Below are 16,835 nucleotides of genomic sequence, written 5' to 3'. Positions count from 1 at the left end.
GATGAGGTGCGAGTGGGAGGCAGGTCGACGAATCGGCCCGCCAACCAGATTCCACACCTCAATTATCGCCCCGGCGACTCCCGGGTCAAGCCGGATCGGCCCGGTTCCTCGGCCCGGCCTGCGAAGGCGCCGGATCGCGGGCGTCGTGGTCGGGCGTGGGCGGGGCCGGTCGACCTTTCTCTGCGATCGCGTTGGGATTAGGATGTCGGTCCGGGAGAGGCCCGGTCGGAGTGTACGGAAACGCGTCGAAGGAACGAGGGATCGCGCGATGCTGCCTACCTGGGATCAGATTCAGCGCGCCGCCTACGGCCGCTGGGAGAGTCGGGGGCGGGTCCACGGGGCGGACCAGGACGACTGGGTCGCCGCCGAGATGGACCTGCTGTTCCAGATGAACTACCGGCCCGCCGCCGAGTACCCCCTGGAGTCGGCCGAGCCCGTCGTGGTGGGATCGCGGTCCCAGTCCCGATGCCGATTCTGCGAACGCGGCGCCCCGAGGGCGAAATTCTCCTCGGCGCGGCCGATCGTCCCCGACGTCGTCGGCCCGACCTCGCTCCTGACCGGAGAGGTCTGCGACGAGTGCCACGAGCAGTTCGCCGGGTCCCTCGACGCCGACTTCGCGAAGTTCTGGCGGTCGCTCGACGAACCCTCCGAGGGGCCCCAGGCGGTCTCGATCGGCGCGTACAAGGCCCTGGTCCGCATGGCGATCGCGATCATGCCGGCGCGCGAGCTGGGGCATTTCGCCGACACCCTGGAGTGGGTGGGCAACCCCGACCACGATTTCGACAGCTCGCTCTTCTCCGGCGCGGGCTGCCTGGTCTACCGGATGCATCAGGCGCATGCGGTGCCGTGGGTCTCGCTCTCGCGGCGGATCGACGCGGACGCCCCCCTGCCCTACGCGGTCTTCGTGCTGGTCGCCGGCGTGCACGCGGTCGAGATCGCCCCTCCGCTCTGCGCCCGGGATCAGGACCACGACGAGGAGGCCCTTCAGCTCCCCCCCCGCTCGTTCACCACGGGGTTCGGCGCCGATTCCCGGACCGCCGTCCGCCGGCTGCTCCCCCTGGAGCGGGTCGACCGTCCCCGCCGGCGCGGGATGCGGCTGTTCGCCTGACCCGACCGCCCCTCAGGGCCGGCCAAAGACGACCAGGGTGAGGTCGTCGAACTGGGCGCGGCCGGCGGCATGGCGGCGGACGTCCTCGAGGACGGCCTCGCCGGCCTCTCGGGGGAACGCCCGGGGGTGGGCGAGCAGCTCGCGGAGCCTCGCCTCGCCGTAGCGTTCGTTGCCGCAGTTCATCGCGTCGGAAACCCCGTCGGTGTACATGATGACGAACTCGCCGGGCTCCAGCCGAGTCTCGGCGGATTCATAGAAGGTCGAGCGGTCGATCGCCAGGGGCAGGCCCGAGACCTCGCAGCCGAGCTCCTCGACCCGGCCGCCGCGGCGTCGGATCAGCGGGGCGGGATGGCCGGCGTTGACGACGCGGAGCGTGTGCGCCTCGACGTCGAGGATGACCAGCAGGAACGTGACGTACATGTCGAGCAGGTCGTTCTCGCTCAGGCGGCGATTCAGTCGGGTGAGGACCTCGGCGGGGTCGCGGGCGTCCTGGAGGAAGAGGCTCACCTCGGCCGAAAGCCGGGCCGTCAGGAGCGCCGCCCCGAGCCCCTTGCCCACCACGTCGCCGACCGCGATCGCCCATCGCCGGGGGGTGCTCCCGGCCGGGGCTTCGCACTCGCACATCGGGATGAACCCGAGGTAATCCCCGCCGACGTGCCGGGCCGGCTCGTAGCAATCCCAGAACGCATATCCGGCCACGTCCCCGGGCCGCTCCGGCAGCAAGGCCTGCATGACGTGGCGGGCGGCGACGAGGTCGCGCTCGAGCTCCCGCTGCTGGATCAGGTCGAGGTGCATCTGGGCGTTCTGGATCGCGACGCTGATCTGGCCGGCGACGGAAGCCAGCAGGTCGAGGTCTTCCTCGGTGAAAAGCTCCCGGCGGTCGTCGGCCTCGATCTGGACGACGCCCATCGGCCGGTGGTCGAGGTCGACGATCGGCACGCACATCAACGACCGGACCCGCCGCCCGGCGACGCTCTCGACGTCCGCCAGCTCCCGATGCGCGTCCCGGCTGAGGATCGCCTGCCCGCTGCGGATCACGCGGTCCAAGATCGTCTTGCTGACGATCACGGACTCGGCCCGGCCGGCTCGGGACCGCACCGCACCCGGGACCAGGCCGCCGGCGGAGTCCTCCAGAAGCACCGCCCCGCTCGAGGCCTGCGGGAAGATCTCGAACAGCGATTCGAGGACCCGGCCCAGCAACGTGTCGACGACCAGCTCGCCCCCGAAATCCCTGCCCATCTTTCTCAGGGCCCGCAGCTTCTCCTCGGGCCGGGCGATGGAGTGGCCCTGCTCCTCCGGGCGCAGCAGGTCGACCGCCGCCGCGATCGTGGAACGCTCGTCGCCGACGATCTGCACCGGGATCGGGCGCAGCAGGAACCTCAGGGCCACCTCGCCGATCTGGATGACGGCCTCGTCGCGGAGGGTGGCGGGCCGGGTCACCCGTCGGCCGTCGACGTACGTCCCTCGGGTGCTCTCCAGGTCGTGGATTCGGAACTCGCCTCCCTCCCGGACGATCCGCGCATGCCTTCGCGAGACCGACTTGGGGCCGAGGATCAGGTCGGAGTCGGGGCTCCGGCCGATCAAGACGATATCCTCGGCCAATTCGAAACAACGACCGGCGGTCGGGCCGCTCAGCACGACCAACCGAGGCCTGGAGAAATTGGGGTGTTGAGGCATTGTGGCCGCCTCCCGCGAGCACGCCGGGTCGATCACCCCCGTCGGCTCCACATGGGATCATACGGCCGTCGCCGCCGAAGATTACGAACGGGCGGAAAATCGGGAGGCGTCCCGGAGGCGGGGGCCGGCGGTCAATCCTCGCCGCGACGGCTGAGGTGGTACAGGAGGATCGCGGCGGCCGTCGAGACGTTGAGCGAACTGGCCCGGCCGCTCATCGGGATCGTGATCGCCTCTCGGCAGCGCGAGACCCACTCCGGGTCCACGCCACGATCCTCGTCGCCCAGGACGAGGCCCACTCGGGCCGGGATCGGGACGCGACCGAAGGGCGTCGCGGCGGCTTCGGCGACGGCGGCGAGGAACGCGACCCCCAGGTTCGCCTCGAACTCCGTCGCCAGCCCGAGCAGGTCGTCCGCCACCAGGATCGGGACGCGCAAGGCCGAGCCCATCGAGACCCGGAGTACGCGGCGGGAGAGCGGGTCGGGGCACGACGATCCGGCGAGGATGCCGTCGACGCCGAAGGCGTCGCAGAGCCGGGCGATCGAGCCGAGGTTCTCGGGATTGCTGACCTGCGGGCAGACGGCGAACGTCAGGGGGCCCGTCGCCGCCCCCCAGAGGTCCCGCCATTCGGGCGCGGGCAGCCGGCGGCCGCACGCCAGGGCCCCGCGATGGAAGGGAAAGCCGACGAGGTCATGCACGCCTTCGAACGGGACGACGTAAACCGGCACGCCTTCGGGGATCGTCGCCCGCAGCCGCTCCAGATGGCGGTCGGTCACGAGGACCGAGGCGACCGGGAATCGGCTGGCGATCAGGCGCTCGACCAGCTTCTCCCCCTCGACCACGAAACAGTCGAGCCCGCGCGTGACGTTCGTCGCCTTGAGCGAGCGGTACACGGCGAGCCGGGGGTCGTCGAGATCGGTGATCCTTTCGGGCGTCATAAGGAGACCGATTCTACCCGAACTTTCATCGAGGGGCTTCGCGTTCTGATTTCGGCACAACCCCGCCCCATCCCCCCACCTGGGGCCATGATCCACTCAAGGACCGGAGCGCGCCGAGCCGCCCGCGCCAGGCCCATCGCCGCTCCGCAACGGCGACGTGAAGCAGGAAAGCGCGCCGAACGAACCCAATCCGCGGACCGAAGCACCACCTTGAACCCCATGATCCATAACAACTTACAGCCGATGGGTTCGTTTCCAGTTCCGCGCGAACGAAGCCGATTTCGGGATGGCGAGGCGGGCGGGATGATCTCCGAAAGTACAAGTCAAGCTTGTCCCGAAGTTGACGACCCGCGCGGGGATCTCGGGAATCCGCGATCGACTGTCGCGAGGTCTTGGCTCATACAAAGGTGCGCCCAACCGCGACGAAGCGCGCCGAACGAAGCCAATTCTCCGGGCCGTCCGAAACCTCCAAACATATTGCCAATTATAGACTTACGGCAATTGGCTTCGTTCTCGGCCCGGCGCGAACGAACCCAATCCCGGACTTGCGTCTCGGGACGGCGAAGACGCCCGCACCGGGGCGGGTCGGCGCGGGGGCTTGGGCATGTCGGGACTTCGCCGAGACTACTCGGCGTCGGTGCTGTACGAGACGATCGTCTTGACGTAATTCGCCCGTTCGAAGGCCTCGGGGTCGGGGATGTTCCGCTGGCTCATGGAGCCTTTCATCTGCTCGACCGATTCGTACTGGTTCTCGTCCAGCCAGGTCCGCATCCCCAGGAGGATCGTTCCCAGGAGCTGGGGGCCGGACTGGAGGAGGGCCGAGGTCGACATGGCGACGTCGGCGCCGGCGAGGATCAGCTTGATCACGTCCTCGGCCGTGTGCACGCCGGTGGTCGCCGCGAGCGACTTCGTGAAGTAGGACCGGAGGATGGCGATCCAGCGCAGGGGGAGCCTCAGCTCGTCGCTGCCGCTGAGGACGAGCCGGGGCTGGACCGAGAGGCTGGCGAGGTCGATGTCGGGCTGGATGAAGCGGTTGAACAGGACGAGGCCGTCGGCCCCCTCGTCGTAGAGCCGCTTGGCCATGTTGGGGAGCGAGCTGAAGAAGGGGCCGATCTTCACGGCCAGGGGGATCGAGACCGACTTGCGGACCGCCGCCACCAGGCTGAGGTAGCGCTGCTCGACGTCGGCCGAGGTCAGCTCGGGGTGGGTGGGGAGGTAGTAGATGTTGAGTTCGAGGGCGTCGGCGCCGGCGTCCTCCATCAGCTCGGCGTAATGGATCCAGCCGCCGTTGGACGTGCCGTTGAGGCTGGCGATCACGGGGATCGTGAGCGCCCCCTTGGCCTGGCGGAGGTGGTGCAGGTAGTTGTCCGGCCCGGTGTGGTACTCCTCCATCTCGGGGAGGTAGGTCTGGGCCTCGGCGAAGGATTCGGTGCCGTACTCGTAGAGCTTGTTGATCTCGTCTTCCTCGCGGACGATCTGCTCCTCGAAGAGGGAGGGGAGGACGACAGCGGCCGCGCCCTCCTCCTCCAGCTTGATGAGGGTCTCGAGCTTGCCGGTGAGCGGGCCCGCGGAGGCGACGAGCGGGTTCTTCAGGTCCAGGCCGAGATACTTGGTCTTCAGTCGCGCGCTCATCGGGAGGGGTCCTCCATCGGGTTGTAGGTGCGCTCGACGCCGGCCATCTGCTCATAAAAATGCCATCGCTCGTTGATGTCTTCCTGGGCCATGGCCAGGAGCTTCTCGGCGTGGGTGGGGTTGGCGCGGGCGAGCATGGCGTAGCGGCCTTCCTTGAGGGCGAAGTCGCGGAACGCGGCGGAGGGCTTGCGGCTGTCGAGGTGGAACGGCTTGGCGCCGCCGACGGCGAGGCGGGGGTCGTAGCGGTAGAGGGGCCAGTAGCCGGTGGCGACGGCGTCCTTCTGGTGGGCCATCGAGGTGGTCATGTCGATGCCGTGGGCGATGCAGGTGCTGTAGGCGATGATCAGCGAGGTGCCCGGGTAGGACTCGGCCTCGCGGAACGCCTTGAGGGTCTGCAGCGGGTTGGCGCCCATGGAGACGGTGGCGACGTAGACGTTGCCGTAGTCCACGGCCATCATCCCCAGGTCCTTCTTGCCGACCGTCTTGCCCCCCGAGGCGAACTTGGCGACCGCCGCGCGAGGAGTGGACTTCGACGCCTGGCCGCCGGTGTTGGAGTAGACCTCGGTGTCGAGGACGAGGATGTTGACGTCGCGGCCCGAGGCCAGGACGTGGTCGAGGCCGCCGAAGCCGATGTCGTAGGCCCAGCCGTCGCCGCCGACGATCCAGACGCTGCGGCGGATCAGCGAATCGGCCACTCCCCGCAGCGCGATCGCGCGGGAGGAGTCCTCGTCGCCGAGGGCCTGCTTGAGGGCCGTCACGCGCTCGCGCTGGGCCTGGATGCCGGCGTCGTCGAGCTGCGGGGAGTCGAGGATCTCGCGGACGAAGTCGTCGCCCAGGTCGGGGGCCATGCGGCGGACCAGCTCGCGGGCGTACATCTCCTGCTGGTCGACGGCCAGCCGCAGCCCCAGGCCGAACTCGGCGTTGTCCTCGAACAGCGAGTTGCACCAGGCCGGCCCGCGGCCGCCGGGGTCGACGGTGTAGGGGGTGGTGGGGAGGTTGCCGCCGTAGATCGACGAGCAGCCGGTGGCGTTGGCGATGATCGCCCGGTCGCCGAAGAGCTGGGTCATCAGCTTGATGTAGGGAGTCTCGCCGCAGCCGGGGCAGGCGCCCGAGAACTCGAATAGCGGCTGCAGGAGCTGCGAGCCCTTCACGGCCTCGATCTTGACCCGGGTGCGGTCGGCCTCGGGGATCGCCAGGAAGAAGTCGAAGTTCGCCCGCTCGCGGTCGAGGTGGTCGAGCTTCGGCTCCATGTTGATCGCCTTGTGCTTGACGGCCTCCTTGCTCCGCGCCGGGCAGACGTCCACGCAGACGCCGCAGCCGGTGCAGTCGTCGGGTGCGACCTGCACGGTCAGCCGCGAGCCGGGCATCTCCTTGCCGGAGAACGGCAGCGACGCGTAGCCGTGAGGGGCCCCGGTGAGCGCGGCCTCCGGGTAGGCCTTGGTCCGGATCGCCGCGTGCGGGCAGACCAGCGAGCAAAGGCCGCACTGGATGCAGATCTCGGGGTCCCAGATCGGGATCGAGAGGGCGATGCTCCGCTTCTCATACTGCGCGGTGGCGGTCGGGAAGGTGCCGTCCACCGGCAGGGCGCTGACCGGCAGCAGGTCGCCCCGGCCCTCGATCATCATGGCCGTGACCCGCTTCACGAAGTCGGGCGCGTGGGCCGGGACCGGGGGGACGCGGAGGACGTCGCCGGCGGGCGCGGCTGGGACGGCGACCTCGTGCAGGTGGGCCAGGGCGTGGTCGACGCCGGCGTAGTTCTGCTGGAGGACGGTCTCCCCGCGCTTGCCGTAGGTCTTCTCGATGGCGTGCTTGATCTCGGCGATCGCCTCGTCGCGCGGCAGGACGCCGGAGAGGGCGAAGAAGCACGTCTGCATGATCGTGTTGATCCGCCGGCCGAGCCCGGCCTTCTGGGCGACCTCCTCGGCGTCGATCACGTAGAAGCGCAGGTGCCTGTCGATGATCTGGCGCTGGGTCTCCAGCGGGATCTTCTCCCAGACCTCGTCCGCGGCGTAGGGGCTGTTCAGCAGGAAGATCCCGCCGACGTCGGCGGACTCCAGGACGTCCATCCGCTCCAGGAAGTTGAATTGGTGGCAGGCGACGAAATTGGCGCTGGAGACCAGGTAGGACGACTTGATCGGTCGCGGGCTGAACCGCAGGTGGGAGACGGTCACCGAGCCCGACTTCTTGGAGTCGTAGACGAAGTAGCCCTGGGCGTGGAAGGGCGTGTTCTCGCCGATGATCTTGACCGTGTTCTTGTTGGCGCCGACGGTGCCGTCGCTCCCCAGGCCGTAGAAGACGGAGCGGTGGACGTCGGCGGCCTCGGTGCTGAAGCTCGGGTCCCACTTGAGGCTCAGGTGGGTGACGTCGTCGACGATGCCGACGGTGAAGTGCTTGCGGGGGGACCCGGCCTCCAGCTCGTCGAAGGCCGCCTTGACCATCGCGGGGGTGAAGTCCTTCGAGGAGAGGCCGTAGCGGCCGCCGAAGACCCGAGGGATCGAGGCGTCGCCGGCGCGGTCGGCCCAGCCCTCGGCGAGGGCGGTGACCACGTCCTGGAAGAGCGGCTCGCCGATGGCGCCCGGTTCCTTGGTGCGGTCGAGGGCGGCGATCCGCCGTGTCGTGGTCGGGAGCGCGGCGAGGAAGGCGGCGACGTCGAACGGCCGGAAGAGGCGGATCTTGACGAGGCCGACCTTGCGGCCTTCGGCGACGAGCCGATCGACCGTCTCCTCGATCGCGCCGCAGCCCGAGCCCATGGCCACGGCCACGGCCTCGGCGTCGGGGGCGCCGACGTATTCGAACAACTTGTAGGACCGGCCGGTCAGCCCTGCGAAGTCGTCCATGGCCTGCTGGACGATCCCGGGGACGGCCTGGTAGTAGAGGTTGCAGGCCTCGCGGGCCTGGAAGAAGACGTCCGGATTCTGGGCCGAGCCGCGGAGGACGGGCCGCTCGGGGGAGAGGGCGCGGTCGCGGTGGGCCTGCACGAGGTCGTCGGGGAGCATCGCCCGCATGTCGTCGCGGGAGAGCTGTTCGAGCTTGTTGACCTCGTGCGAGGTCCGGAAGCCGTCGAAGAAGTGGAGGATCGGGATCCGGGCCTTGAGGGTCGCGGCCTGGGCGATCAGGGCGAAGTCCTGGACCTCCTGCACGGTGTTCGAGCAGAGCAAGGCCCAGCCGGTGGAGCGGGCGGCCATGACGTCGCTGTGGTCGCCGAAGATCGAGAGGGCGTGCGTGGCCAGGGAGCGGGCGGCGACGTGGAACACGGCCGAGGTCAGCTCGCCGGCGATCTTGAACATGTTGGGGATCATCAGCAGGAGGCCCTGCGAGGCGGTGAACGTCGTGGTCAACGCCCCCCCCTGCAGGCCGCCGTGGCAGGCTCCGGCGGCCCCCCCCTCGGATTGCATCTCCACCACGGTGGGCACGACGTCGTAGATGTTCTTGCGCCCGACCGCCGACCAGGCGTCGGCCAGCTCGCCCATGGTGGACGACGGCGTGATCGGGTAGATCGCGATGACTTCATTGGTCGCGTGGGCGACGTAGGCCGCGGCCTCGTTGCCGTCGACCGTCACATGCTGCCGAGTCAAGACGGGCCTCCTTCGGCGCGTTCTCGTGCGTCGAGATCGGCCCGTCGGAACGGCCCATACCCATCCGGGCCGACGCGACGCGAGGTCCCGACGGATCGGTGAGGCCGCGTGCCGGACGGCGCGGGCCTCATCGTGGCTGCTTGTTGATTCCGCTCGTGGGAAAGACCCCGAGGCCCGTCGGAGGACGCGCGAGGGGGGGCGATCGTCGCCTTCGATCCTCCGGCCCGCCATGAGCCGGGATCGACTTATTCATGTCTACCGCGCGCCAGGTCCGGCGTCAATCGAGACGGCCCCGGCGCGGGGACGGATCCGCGGGCGGGCGGGGTCGCGCCGGTCGGCGGGCTCGGGTGCTCGCTTGTGGAAGCCGGTCGGCGGGTTTATCGTGGTGATGGCTCGTCTCGTGACGGGACCCACCACACGTTCCAGGGACGGAATCCCTCCCGCCGAACCAGGATCGGCGCAGACTCGGAGAGCCTCCGGTATGGTCGGCTTGGCAGCTCGCACGTCCCCCTATGCTCTGGCGTTCTTCAGCAGCCTCTGCATCATGATTCTGGAGCTGGTCTCGAGCCGGTTGGTGGCCCGCCACGTCGGGTCGTCGCTGACCGTCTGGAACAGCGTCATCGGGATCATCCTGGGCGGCATCTGCCTGGGCAACGTCCTCGGCGGCCGCCTGGCCGACCGGATGGACCCGCGCCGCGCGGTGGGCCCCTTGTTCGCGCTGGGCTCGTTCCTGAGCTTCGGGGCCCTCGTGGTCAACGCGATGATCCCGGCGATCGTGCCGTCGCCCCAGGCGATCAACTGGGAGCTGCGGACGATCCTGGTGGTCACGCTCGACTTCCTCCTGCCGGCGACGGTCCTGGGCATGGTCGGCCCGGTGGTGGCCAAGATGGCCGTCGAGCTGTCGCGGAAGGCCGGCAGCGCCATCGGCGATGTCTACTTCTGGGGGGCGGTCGGCTCGATCGTCGGCACCTTCCTGGCGGGGTTCGTGCTCATCTACCTGGCCCCGACCTCGGTGATCGTGCTGGTGGTGGCCGCGGCGCTGGCCGTCCTCGCGGCCGCCCTCGACGCGACGCCCGCGCGGCGGGGCCTGGCGATCGCCGTCGCCGCGCTCTTCGGGGCGGCCTCGATCAGCCCCCTGGTGCGGACGCTGGGGATCGGCGGGATCGACCTGGGGGGCTATCAGCTCAACTACCTGGCGGTCGCGGGGGGGGCGGCCTCGATCGCCCTCGCGGCGCTCGCGGCGAACGCGCTCTGGTCGTCGCCCCGGGCGGTCGCGGAAAGCGATGCCGTCGAGGAAATCGCCGACGAGGCGGCCCCGCACGCCAGCCTGCGGGACCTGGCGATCCTCGCCTTCATCGCGAGCCTGGCGTTCATGGCGATGGAGATGGTCGCCGGCCGCCTGGTGACGCGGCACCTGGGCTCCAGCGTGTATGGCTGGACGAGCGTCATCGGCGTGTTGCTGGCGGGCCTGAGCGTGGGCAACTACCTGGGGGGCCGGATCGCCAACCGCATCCGCGACGAGAAGCAGGCGAGCTGGCTGTTCCTGGTCTCCTCCGTCGCCATGCTGGTGATCCTGTTCCTGGACAATCAGCCGGAATGGTTCCGCAACGCGATGGACAACGGCCCCAACCCGAGCCTCCTGAGCCGCGCCATCATCTGGAACGAGCTGAACCTGGGGGGCTCCACCCCCATCGCGCTCACCTGGCCGTTCCGCGTGCTGCTGGTCGTGTTCCTGGTCTTCTTCATCCCGGCGATCACCATGGGGACGGTCAGCCCCGTGGTGGCGAAGCTGGCGGTCGACCGCCTCCGCCGGCACCGTCGCACCGGCACGGCGATCGGCCAGGTCTACGCCTGGGGCATGGTCGGCAGCATCATCGGCACCTTCCTCACAGGCTTCGTCCTGATCGACGTCCTCGGCACCAAGGGCGTGCTCCTGCTGCTGGCGGCGGTCCTGGCGCTGACGGCCACGATCCTGGGCTCGGTCCTGCACGCCGTCTGGGCGGGCATCCCCCTGGGCCTCTGCGTCATCGGCTTCCTGCCGATGCAGTGGACCGAGCGGATCGGCGAGGAGTGGAACATCCGCGAGTCCGTGGGCGACCCGACCACCACCAAGGACGCCCTCGCCTACGCCGACGAGAGCAACTACTACTACATCAAGGTCAACAACGAGCCCGAAGGTGAGGACCTTCAACTCCGCACCCTGGTCCTCGACAACCTGATCCACGGCTACTTCATCCTGGACCACCCCGAGCGGCTCGACTACGACTACGAGCACATCTACGCCATGGTCGCCTATCGGTCGGCCAAGGCGGCCGGGAAGATCACCAAGGCGGGCCCGCCGCCGACCGCCGCCCCCGGCGGCTCCGGCGGCGAAAGCCCGGCCGTCGACGGCTCGACGCTCCCCGATCAGGTCTTCGCCAACGCCCAGCCCGGCGACTCGAAGCCCCCCGAGCTGAAGAAGCCCGACGTCGGGGCCGACGCCCCGCCCGACGACGAGGAGATCCTGGCCTCGCCCTCGAAATCGTGGATGCCGAAGATCGAGAAGTCCTCGCTCAAGACCCTCTTCCTCGGCGGCGGCGCCTACACCTTCCAGCGCCACATGCAGCACGTCTACCCCGGCACGGCGGTCGACGTGGCCGAGATCGACCCGGCGGTCACCCGCGCCAACCACGAGGCGACCGGCCTGCCGCGTGACACCACGATCCGCACCATCTGGGGCGACGCCCGCCAGTTTGTCGAGCGGAACCAGGACGTCGAACAGTACGACATCGTCTTCGGCGACGCCTTCAACGACTTCTCCGTCCCCTGGCACCTAACCACCCGCGAGTTCAACGAGAAGATCGCCAAGATGCTCGCCCCCACCGGCGTCTACATGATCAACATCATCGACGCCTATGAGTCGGACGAGGAAGCCCTGCGGAAGGCCGAGAAGCGGATCGAGGTCGATAAGATCGTCGACCCCGCCGCCCAGCAGGCCAAGCGCGACGAGTACCTGGCGTCGGCCCGCCGCTACGGCGGCTTCCTGGGCTCCTGGACCGCCACGGCCAAGCTCACGTTCCCCCACGTCTACATCTTCGGCACCAACGACGTCATCGGCGAAGGCCAGCGCGAGACCTTCGTCGTCGTCGCGTCGAAGCAGCCCCTGGACCTCGCGGACCTGGGCAAGCGCGACGACGACCCGCGCTTCTTCCAGAAGAGTCGGAGGACCGTCGCCACCCCCTACGGGCCCGAGGACGAGAAGACCGTGCTGGAGAACCGCTCGCGCGGCATCATCCTCACCGACGACTACGCCCCCGTGGAGAACCTGCTGGCCCCGGTCGCCGAGACCCGCGGCCAGGACTGAACCCGACGCGGAAGCGAGGCGTCCCGATGGCCGACCCGATCGACCCGCAGCCGAACGACCCGACGCCCGCCCCGCCTCCCGCCGGCCGTGACCGGACCTGGACGTGGATCGCCTTGATTTTCGCGGCCTTCTGGGTCGTCTACCTGATCGTGGGGGGGCCGAGGCGGATCGACGACCTCGACGCCCCCGGCCTCGGGACCGCCGTCGACTACGACTGGACCCTGGAAGGGCTCGACGGGGCCCCCGTGAAATTCGCCGAATTCCGGGGGAAGGCCCTGTTCGTGAACGTCTGGGCGACGTGGTGCGGGCCCTGCATCCAGGAGATGCCGTCCATCGCCCGCCTGGCCGCCAACCCGGACCTCCGGGGGGACGGCGTGGCTTTCGTCTGCATCGCGACCGACGAGTCGATCGAGGACGTCCGCCGCTTCGTCAAGGGCAAGGGTTGGCCGATGACCATCCTCCACGCACGGGCCCTGCCGCCGGTCTTCCTGACCGAAGGCATCCCCGCCACGTTCCTGGTCACGCCCGACGGGAAGCTCGCCTACTCGCGAGTCGGAAGCGCCGAGTGGGACTCGCCCGAGGTCGTCAAGAAGCTTCGCGACCTGGCGGCGACGGCCCCTCCGGCCTGATCGGTCGTCCCGCCCGGGCTCAGGCGGTGCGCAGCGGCGGGGGCTCGTCCAGGAAGCGTCGCCGCTCGTCCGCGGCGCAGTCCGGGGCCGACGCCTCGGGCCAGATCCCCCTGAGGCGTCCCCGAAGGACGACCCCCTTCTCCAGGTCGTATCCGAAGAGGGCGTACTCCACGTCGCCCGGATTCGACGCCCCGGGGGCGGCGTCGGTGATCGTCCGAGATACGTCCTGGGGATGGACGAATTCGAGATACCCCGCAGGCCCCAGCACCCCGGGCGAATTCCTCGAGATCGGGAGCGTGGCCAGGCGGGACAGGGCGTCGTCGGTCTCGCGTCCGTCGTAGGAGAGCGACGCGACGACGCGGTCGCGGGGGGCGACGAGCAAGGGTCGAGCGGCCCGGTCGCCGCCGATCCCTCGAGAGCCGACCAGGACCTCCAGGCGGAGCAGCTCGCCCACGGTCGAGGTCGAAGCCTGGACTTCCAGGTCCATCCCCCGGCCGTCGCGGCTCGGGCCCCAGGCCGCGCGGACGGTCAGGCCGTTCCAGCCGGAGGGCTCGAAGGTGGCCAGCAGCCGCGAGTGCAGGACCTCGATTGCGACGAGGCTCGCAGGCGTGAACGCGCCGTCGTCGCGACGGCCGACGGCGGCCAGGCCGCGAAGCGTCAGGTACTCGCCCGCCACCCCTTCGCTTCGCAGGCCGAAACGGCCTGCTTCGAAACCGAGGGTCCAGGTCGACCCGCCCCATTCGATCGCCGCGGAGTGGCCAGCGAGCCGCCAGGTCGTCGATTCCCGAGGGTTCACCACGTCGCACCCGCTGCCAAGACAAAAACCCCGCCGACCCGGGTATCCTCGGGTCGACGGGGCCGGAACAGAGAAGAGGCCGAATGATCGAGGCAGACGCCTCGGCCGGTCGGAGAGGCGCTTTGCAGACGGCGTCACGACCGACAAACTCTAAAGTAATCCGCCGACCCGCATTGTCAAGGGGCGATTCCGCATTTCAACATCGGGCCGACCGGGGCCGTCGGCTCGCCCCCGCTCGCCGCGCCGGCCGCCTCCCGGTTCCGGAATTCCTCCCCGGCCCGCCCCCCCGCCTCGGCCCGGACGCGCTCGCGCCGCCCGACGGACTCGACGAACGCTGATCGCCAGATCGGGCATGAGTTTGCGTCGCGGCTCCGGAAGCGGCGGAGGCCGACGCGACTCGCATCCCGGGCTATCCGGGTGACGAAAACATGCAGGAACAAACAAGAGATCAGAAGTCGGCTTCTTGACAACTCCATCGGACCGCGATAAATCCCTTTGATGTGCCGGTCGCCGCGTGGGGCGTCCCGGTGCCGCGAAGCCCGGATCCACGCCTGCATTTCCTCTCGTAAGCTTTCATGCTCGACTGCTGATCGGTCTCCTTCCGGGCGTCGTCCGCCTCCAGCGGGCCGCCTCGCGGCGTCCGACGAATCCATCGAAGAATCCTTGCATCAAGAAGCGAAGCGGTCCCGAGAATCGCCGGATCGGGCGGGCCACGTCGCGCGCCCGATCTTCGACCCGACCTCCCCCGCGGGCGCCGCCCGCGTCGACCCGTCCGAGCGTCCGCCGCGTCCCGGGGTCCGCATCGTGCGCCCCGACGAGGCGGGCGGCTTCCGTCGTCCCCGATCCCCGGAGCGAGTCTCATGAAGCGACGCGGTTTCACCCTGATCGAGCTGCTCGTCGTCATCGCCATCATCGCGGTGCTGATCGCCCTGCTCCTGCCGGCCGTCCAGTCGGCCCGGGAGGCGGCCCGCCGGGCCCAGTGCACCAACAACCTGAAGCAGATCGGCCTGGCACTGCACAACTACGAAAGCGCCCAGGGAGCCTTCCCGCCGGGGGGCGTCTCCGACGAGAGCAAGGGGACCAACTGGGGCGGCTCGGTCGGGGGCAACAACCTGGCCTCGTGGCGGGCGCTGGTGATCCCCCAGATGGAAGGGGGGAACATCTACAACGCCATCAACTTCAACCTGCCGCTGAACAACATCGTCTCCAGCTCGGCCCAGTGGACGGCCCTGATGACGGTCAGCAACGCCTGGCTCTGCCCCTCCGACGACAACTTCCAGGGCCAGGGGCCGGGCATCCGCTCGTCGACCGGGCCCTGGGGCAACTACCCCAACGGCAGCAGCCCCGTCAGCCCGTTCACCGGGCAGCCCGAGGCCCGGACCATGGTGTCCAACTACGCCGGCAGCTTCGGCGACAACTACGCCATCGGCGCGCTGACGTCGGGCCAGAACCCCTGGGAGACCTTCCCATATCCGCCCACGCTGGCCGCCGGCCAGGTCCGCATCGGCTATCCCGGCTTCTGGGGCACCCGATTCAACGACCAGGTCAGCGCGGAATCCGGCGGGCAGCTCCGCGGCATGTTCTCCTATCGCATCCAGAGCATCGGCGCGGTGACCATCGCCTCGATCACCGACGGCACGTCGAACACGATCGCGGTCGGCGAGGTCCTGCCCGCCCAGGCGGCCGACAGCAACTTCTGGAACAACAACGGCGCGACGTTCGGCACCACGATCCCGATCAACTGGCAGACCCTGCGGGCGCCGCTCGACGGCTCGACGCCGTTCGGCAGCGCCGACTGGCAAAACCGCTTCAGCTACGCCAGCAAGGGCGCCAAGAGCAAGCACCCGGGCGGGGCCAACTTCGCGTTCGGCGACGGCTCGGTGCGCTTCCTCAAGAGCTCCATCGCCCTGCCGATCTACTGCGCCCTCGGCAGCCGGAGCGGCGGCGAGGTCATCAGCTCCGACGCCTATTGATCGCCGATCCGTCGTCCGCCCCGCCGGGCCGAGGCCCGGCGGGGCGGGCGGAAGCCGCGCATCCTCCTCGTCGCCAGGCCCATCAAGTCTCGATCTCAGGACCACACAGCCCATGTTGGAATTCTCGCCTCGGCTCCGGGTCTCCCGGCTGAAGACCTGGCTCATCCTCGCCCCCATGGCCCTCATCGCGACCGCCGCCGGCTGCGGCGACGACGGCCTCGCCGAACGCTACAAGGTCTCCGGCACCGTCACCTACAAGGACAAGCCCGTCTCCAGCGGCTCGATCCAGTTCTACCCCGCCGGCGGCGGCGGCCCGGATCAGCGCGGGGCCACCGGCGTCATCACCGACGGCGCCTACACGCTCTCCACCCAGGGGGACGACGACGGCGCCTTCCCCGGCGACTACCTCGTCGCCATCACCGCGCGGAAGCCCGACATGGCCGCCGCCCAGGCCAACGCCGACAAGATCGGCGGGTTGTACCGGCAGGAGGACGTCGCCAAGGCCTACAAGAAGGCCCCCAGCGAGATCCCCCAGAAGTACGAATCGCCGGAATCCGGCGGGCTCAAGGCGAAAGTCGAACCCAGGAGCAACACCATCGACTTCACGCTCGTCGACTGAGCGGCGAGGGCGACGCCATCCCGGACGGCCCGGCCGTCGGCGCATCGCCGCTCGCGCGGCCAGGCTGGCGGCCCCCCGCCCTCGCGGGTTAGAATGCCGGGCGGTTCCGGCGAAGTCCCGCCGGCCGTCCGGCGTCGCACCAGTTCGGGGATCGTCCGTTGAGCAGCCAAGCGGTCCACTGTTCGTTCGGGGGGTGCTCCGAGCCGGCGTCGTACAAGATCGCCGCGAGGTGGAGCGACGGCCGCTTCGCGGAGCTGAAGACTTACGGCTTCGCCTGCTCCGACCACCTCGGCCCGGTCTTCCAGCAGGCCGAGCAGCGCCAGCACGAGTACCGGCCGGCCCCCAACGAGGTCGTCGAGGAGCTGGCGATCTACCGCTACGAGACCGGCAAACGCGACCGGCAACTCCAGCGATTGTGGGGCCTCGAAGAGAACTACCGGACCTGACCTCCGGCCCCTTCCGTCAACCCCGATCGATCGATCGCCGCCCGCCCTCGATCCGGAAAGTTTGATCCGCTCGTCGACGCCGGGTCCCCCTTCCCCGTCGCA

11 protein-coding genes are annotated in these 16,835 nt (G+C 69.5%); 6 read left to right on the top strand and 5 right to left on the bottom strand.

The window, feature by feature from the left end; translation table 11 throughout:
* The first annotated feature begins 268 nt into the window (after nt 1-268).
* Nucleotides 269-1,108, top strand: coding sequence for a DUF2934 domain-containing protein (locus G6O68_RS12050; RefSeq protein WP_165247980.1), 840 nt, complete (start codon nt 269-271; stop codon nt 1,106-1,108).
* Nucleotides 1,109-1,120: 12 nt separating this feature from the next.
* On the opposite strand, the gene G6O68_RS12045 is transcribed toward G6O68_RS12050, so the two are convergent.
* The 4 genes from G6O68_RS12045 to nifJ form a co-directional block, all read right to left on the bottom strand.
* Nucleotides 1,121-2,785 carry a SpoIIE family protein phosphatase gene (locus G6O68_RS12045; protein ID WP_165247978.1) on the bottom strand — a complete coding sequence of 555 codons (1,665 nt, stop codon included), beginning with the start codon at nt 2,783-2,785 and terminating at the stop codon, nt 1,121-1,123.
* Nucleotides 2,786-2,916: 131 nt separating this feature from the next.
* The gene (locus tag G6O68_RS12040; RefSeq protein ID WP_165247976.1) at nt 2,917-3,720 is read right to left on the bottom strand and encodes a TrmH family RNA methyltransferase; all 804 of its coding nucleotides are present in this window, start codon (nt 3,718-3,720) and stop codon (nt 2,917-2,919) included.
* A gap of 624 nt (nt 3,721-4,344) precedes the next feature.
* Nucleotides 4,345-5,352: a dihydroorotate dehydrogenase-like protein gene (locus tag G6O68_RS12035; protein ID WP_165247974.1), complete on the bottom strand. Its 1,008-nt coding sequence runs from the start codon at nt 5,350-5,352 to the stop codon at nt 4,345-4,347.
* A complete protein-coding gene (gene nifJ, locus G6O68_RS12030; RefSeq protein WP_206108077.1) occupies nt 5,349-8,927 on the bottom strand; it encodes a pyruvate:ferredoxin (flavodoxin) oxidoreductase in 3,579 nt (1,192 codons plus the stop codon). Before nifJ ends, G6O68_RS12035 begins: the two co-directional genes overlap by 4 nt.
* A gap of 481 nt (nt 8,928-9,408) precedes the next feature.
* Between nifJ and G6O68_RS32765 the strand changes: the two genes are divergently transcribed.
* Together G6O68_RS32765 and G6O68_RS12020 are read left to right on the top strand one after the other, a co-directional pair.
* Nucleotides 9,409-12,270: a fused MFS/spermidine synthase gene (locus G6O68_RS32765; protein ID WP_165247970.1), complete on the top strand. Its 2,862-nt coding sequence runs from the start codon at nt 9,409-9,411 to the stop codon at nt 12,268-12,270.
* A gap of 26 nt (nt 12,271-12,296) precedes the next feature.
* A complete protein-coding gene (locus G6O68_RS12020; RefSeq protein WP_165247968.1) occupies nt 12,297-12,899 on the top strand; it encodes a TlpA family protein disulfide reductase in 603 nt (200 codons plus the stop codon).
* Nucleotides 12,900-12,918: 19 nt separating this feature from the next.
* Here the strand turns inward: G6O68_RS12020 and G6O68_RS12015 are convergent, their stop codons facing one another.
* Nucleotides 12,919-13,695, bottom strand: a complete 777-nt coding sequence (locus G6O68_RS12015) for a hypothetical protein (RefSeq protein WP_165247966.1) — start codon at nt 13,693-13,695, stop codon at nt 12,919-12,921.
* A gap of 860 nt (nt 13,696-14,555) precedes the next feature.
* Between G6O68_RS12015 and G6O68_RS12010 the strand changes: the two genes are divergently transcribed.
* From G6O68_RS12010 to G6O68_RS12000, 3 genes are all read left to right on the top strand, one after another.
* Nucleotides 14,556-15,668, top strand: coding sequence for a DUF1559 domain-containing protein (locus G6O68_RS12010; RefSeq protein WP_165247964.1), 1,113 nt, complete (start codon nt 14,556-14,558; stop codon nt 15,666-15,668).
* 112 nt (nt 15,669-15,780) lie between these two features.
* Nucleotides 15,781-16,287, top strand: a complete 507-nt coding sequence (locus G6O68_RS12005) for a hypothetical protein (RefSeq protein WP_165247962.1) — start codon at nt 15,781-15,783, stop codon at nt 16,285-16,287.
* A gap of 158 nt (nt 16,288-16,445) precedes the next feature.
* Nucleotides 16,446-16,733, top strand: coding sequence for a hypothetical protein (locus tag G6O68_RS12000; protein WP_165247960.1), 288 nt, complete (start codon nt 16,446-16,448; stop codon nt 16,731-16,733).
* The last annotated feature ends 102 nt before the right edge of the window (nt 16,734-16,835 follow it).

Source organism: Paludisphaera soli (assembly GCF_011064595.1).
GTDB classification, from domain to species: domain Bacteria; phylum Planctomycetota; class Planctomycetia; order Isosphaerales; family Isosphaeraceae; genus Paludisphaera; species Paludisphaera soli.
This window is presented reverse-complemented; position numbering and strand designations above follow the sequence as displayed.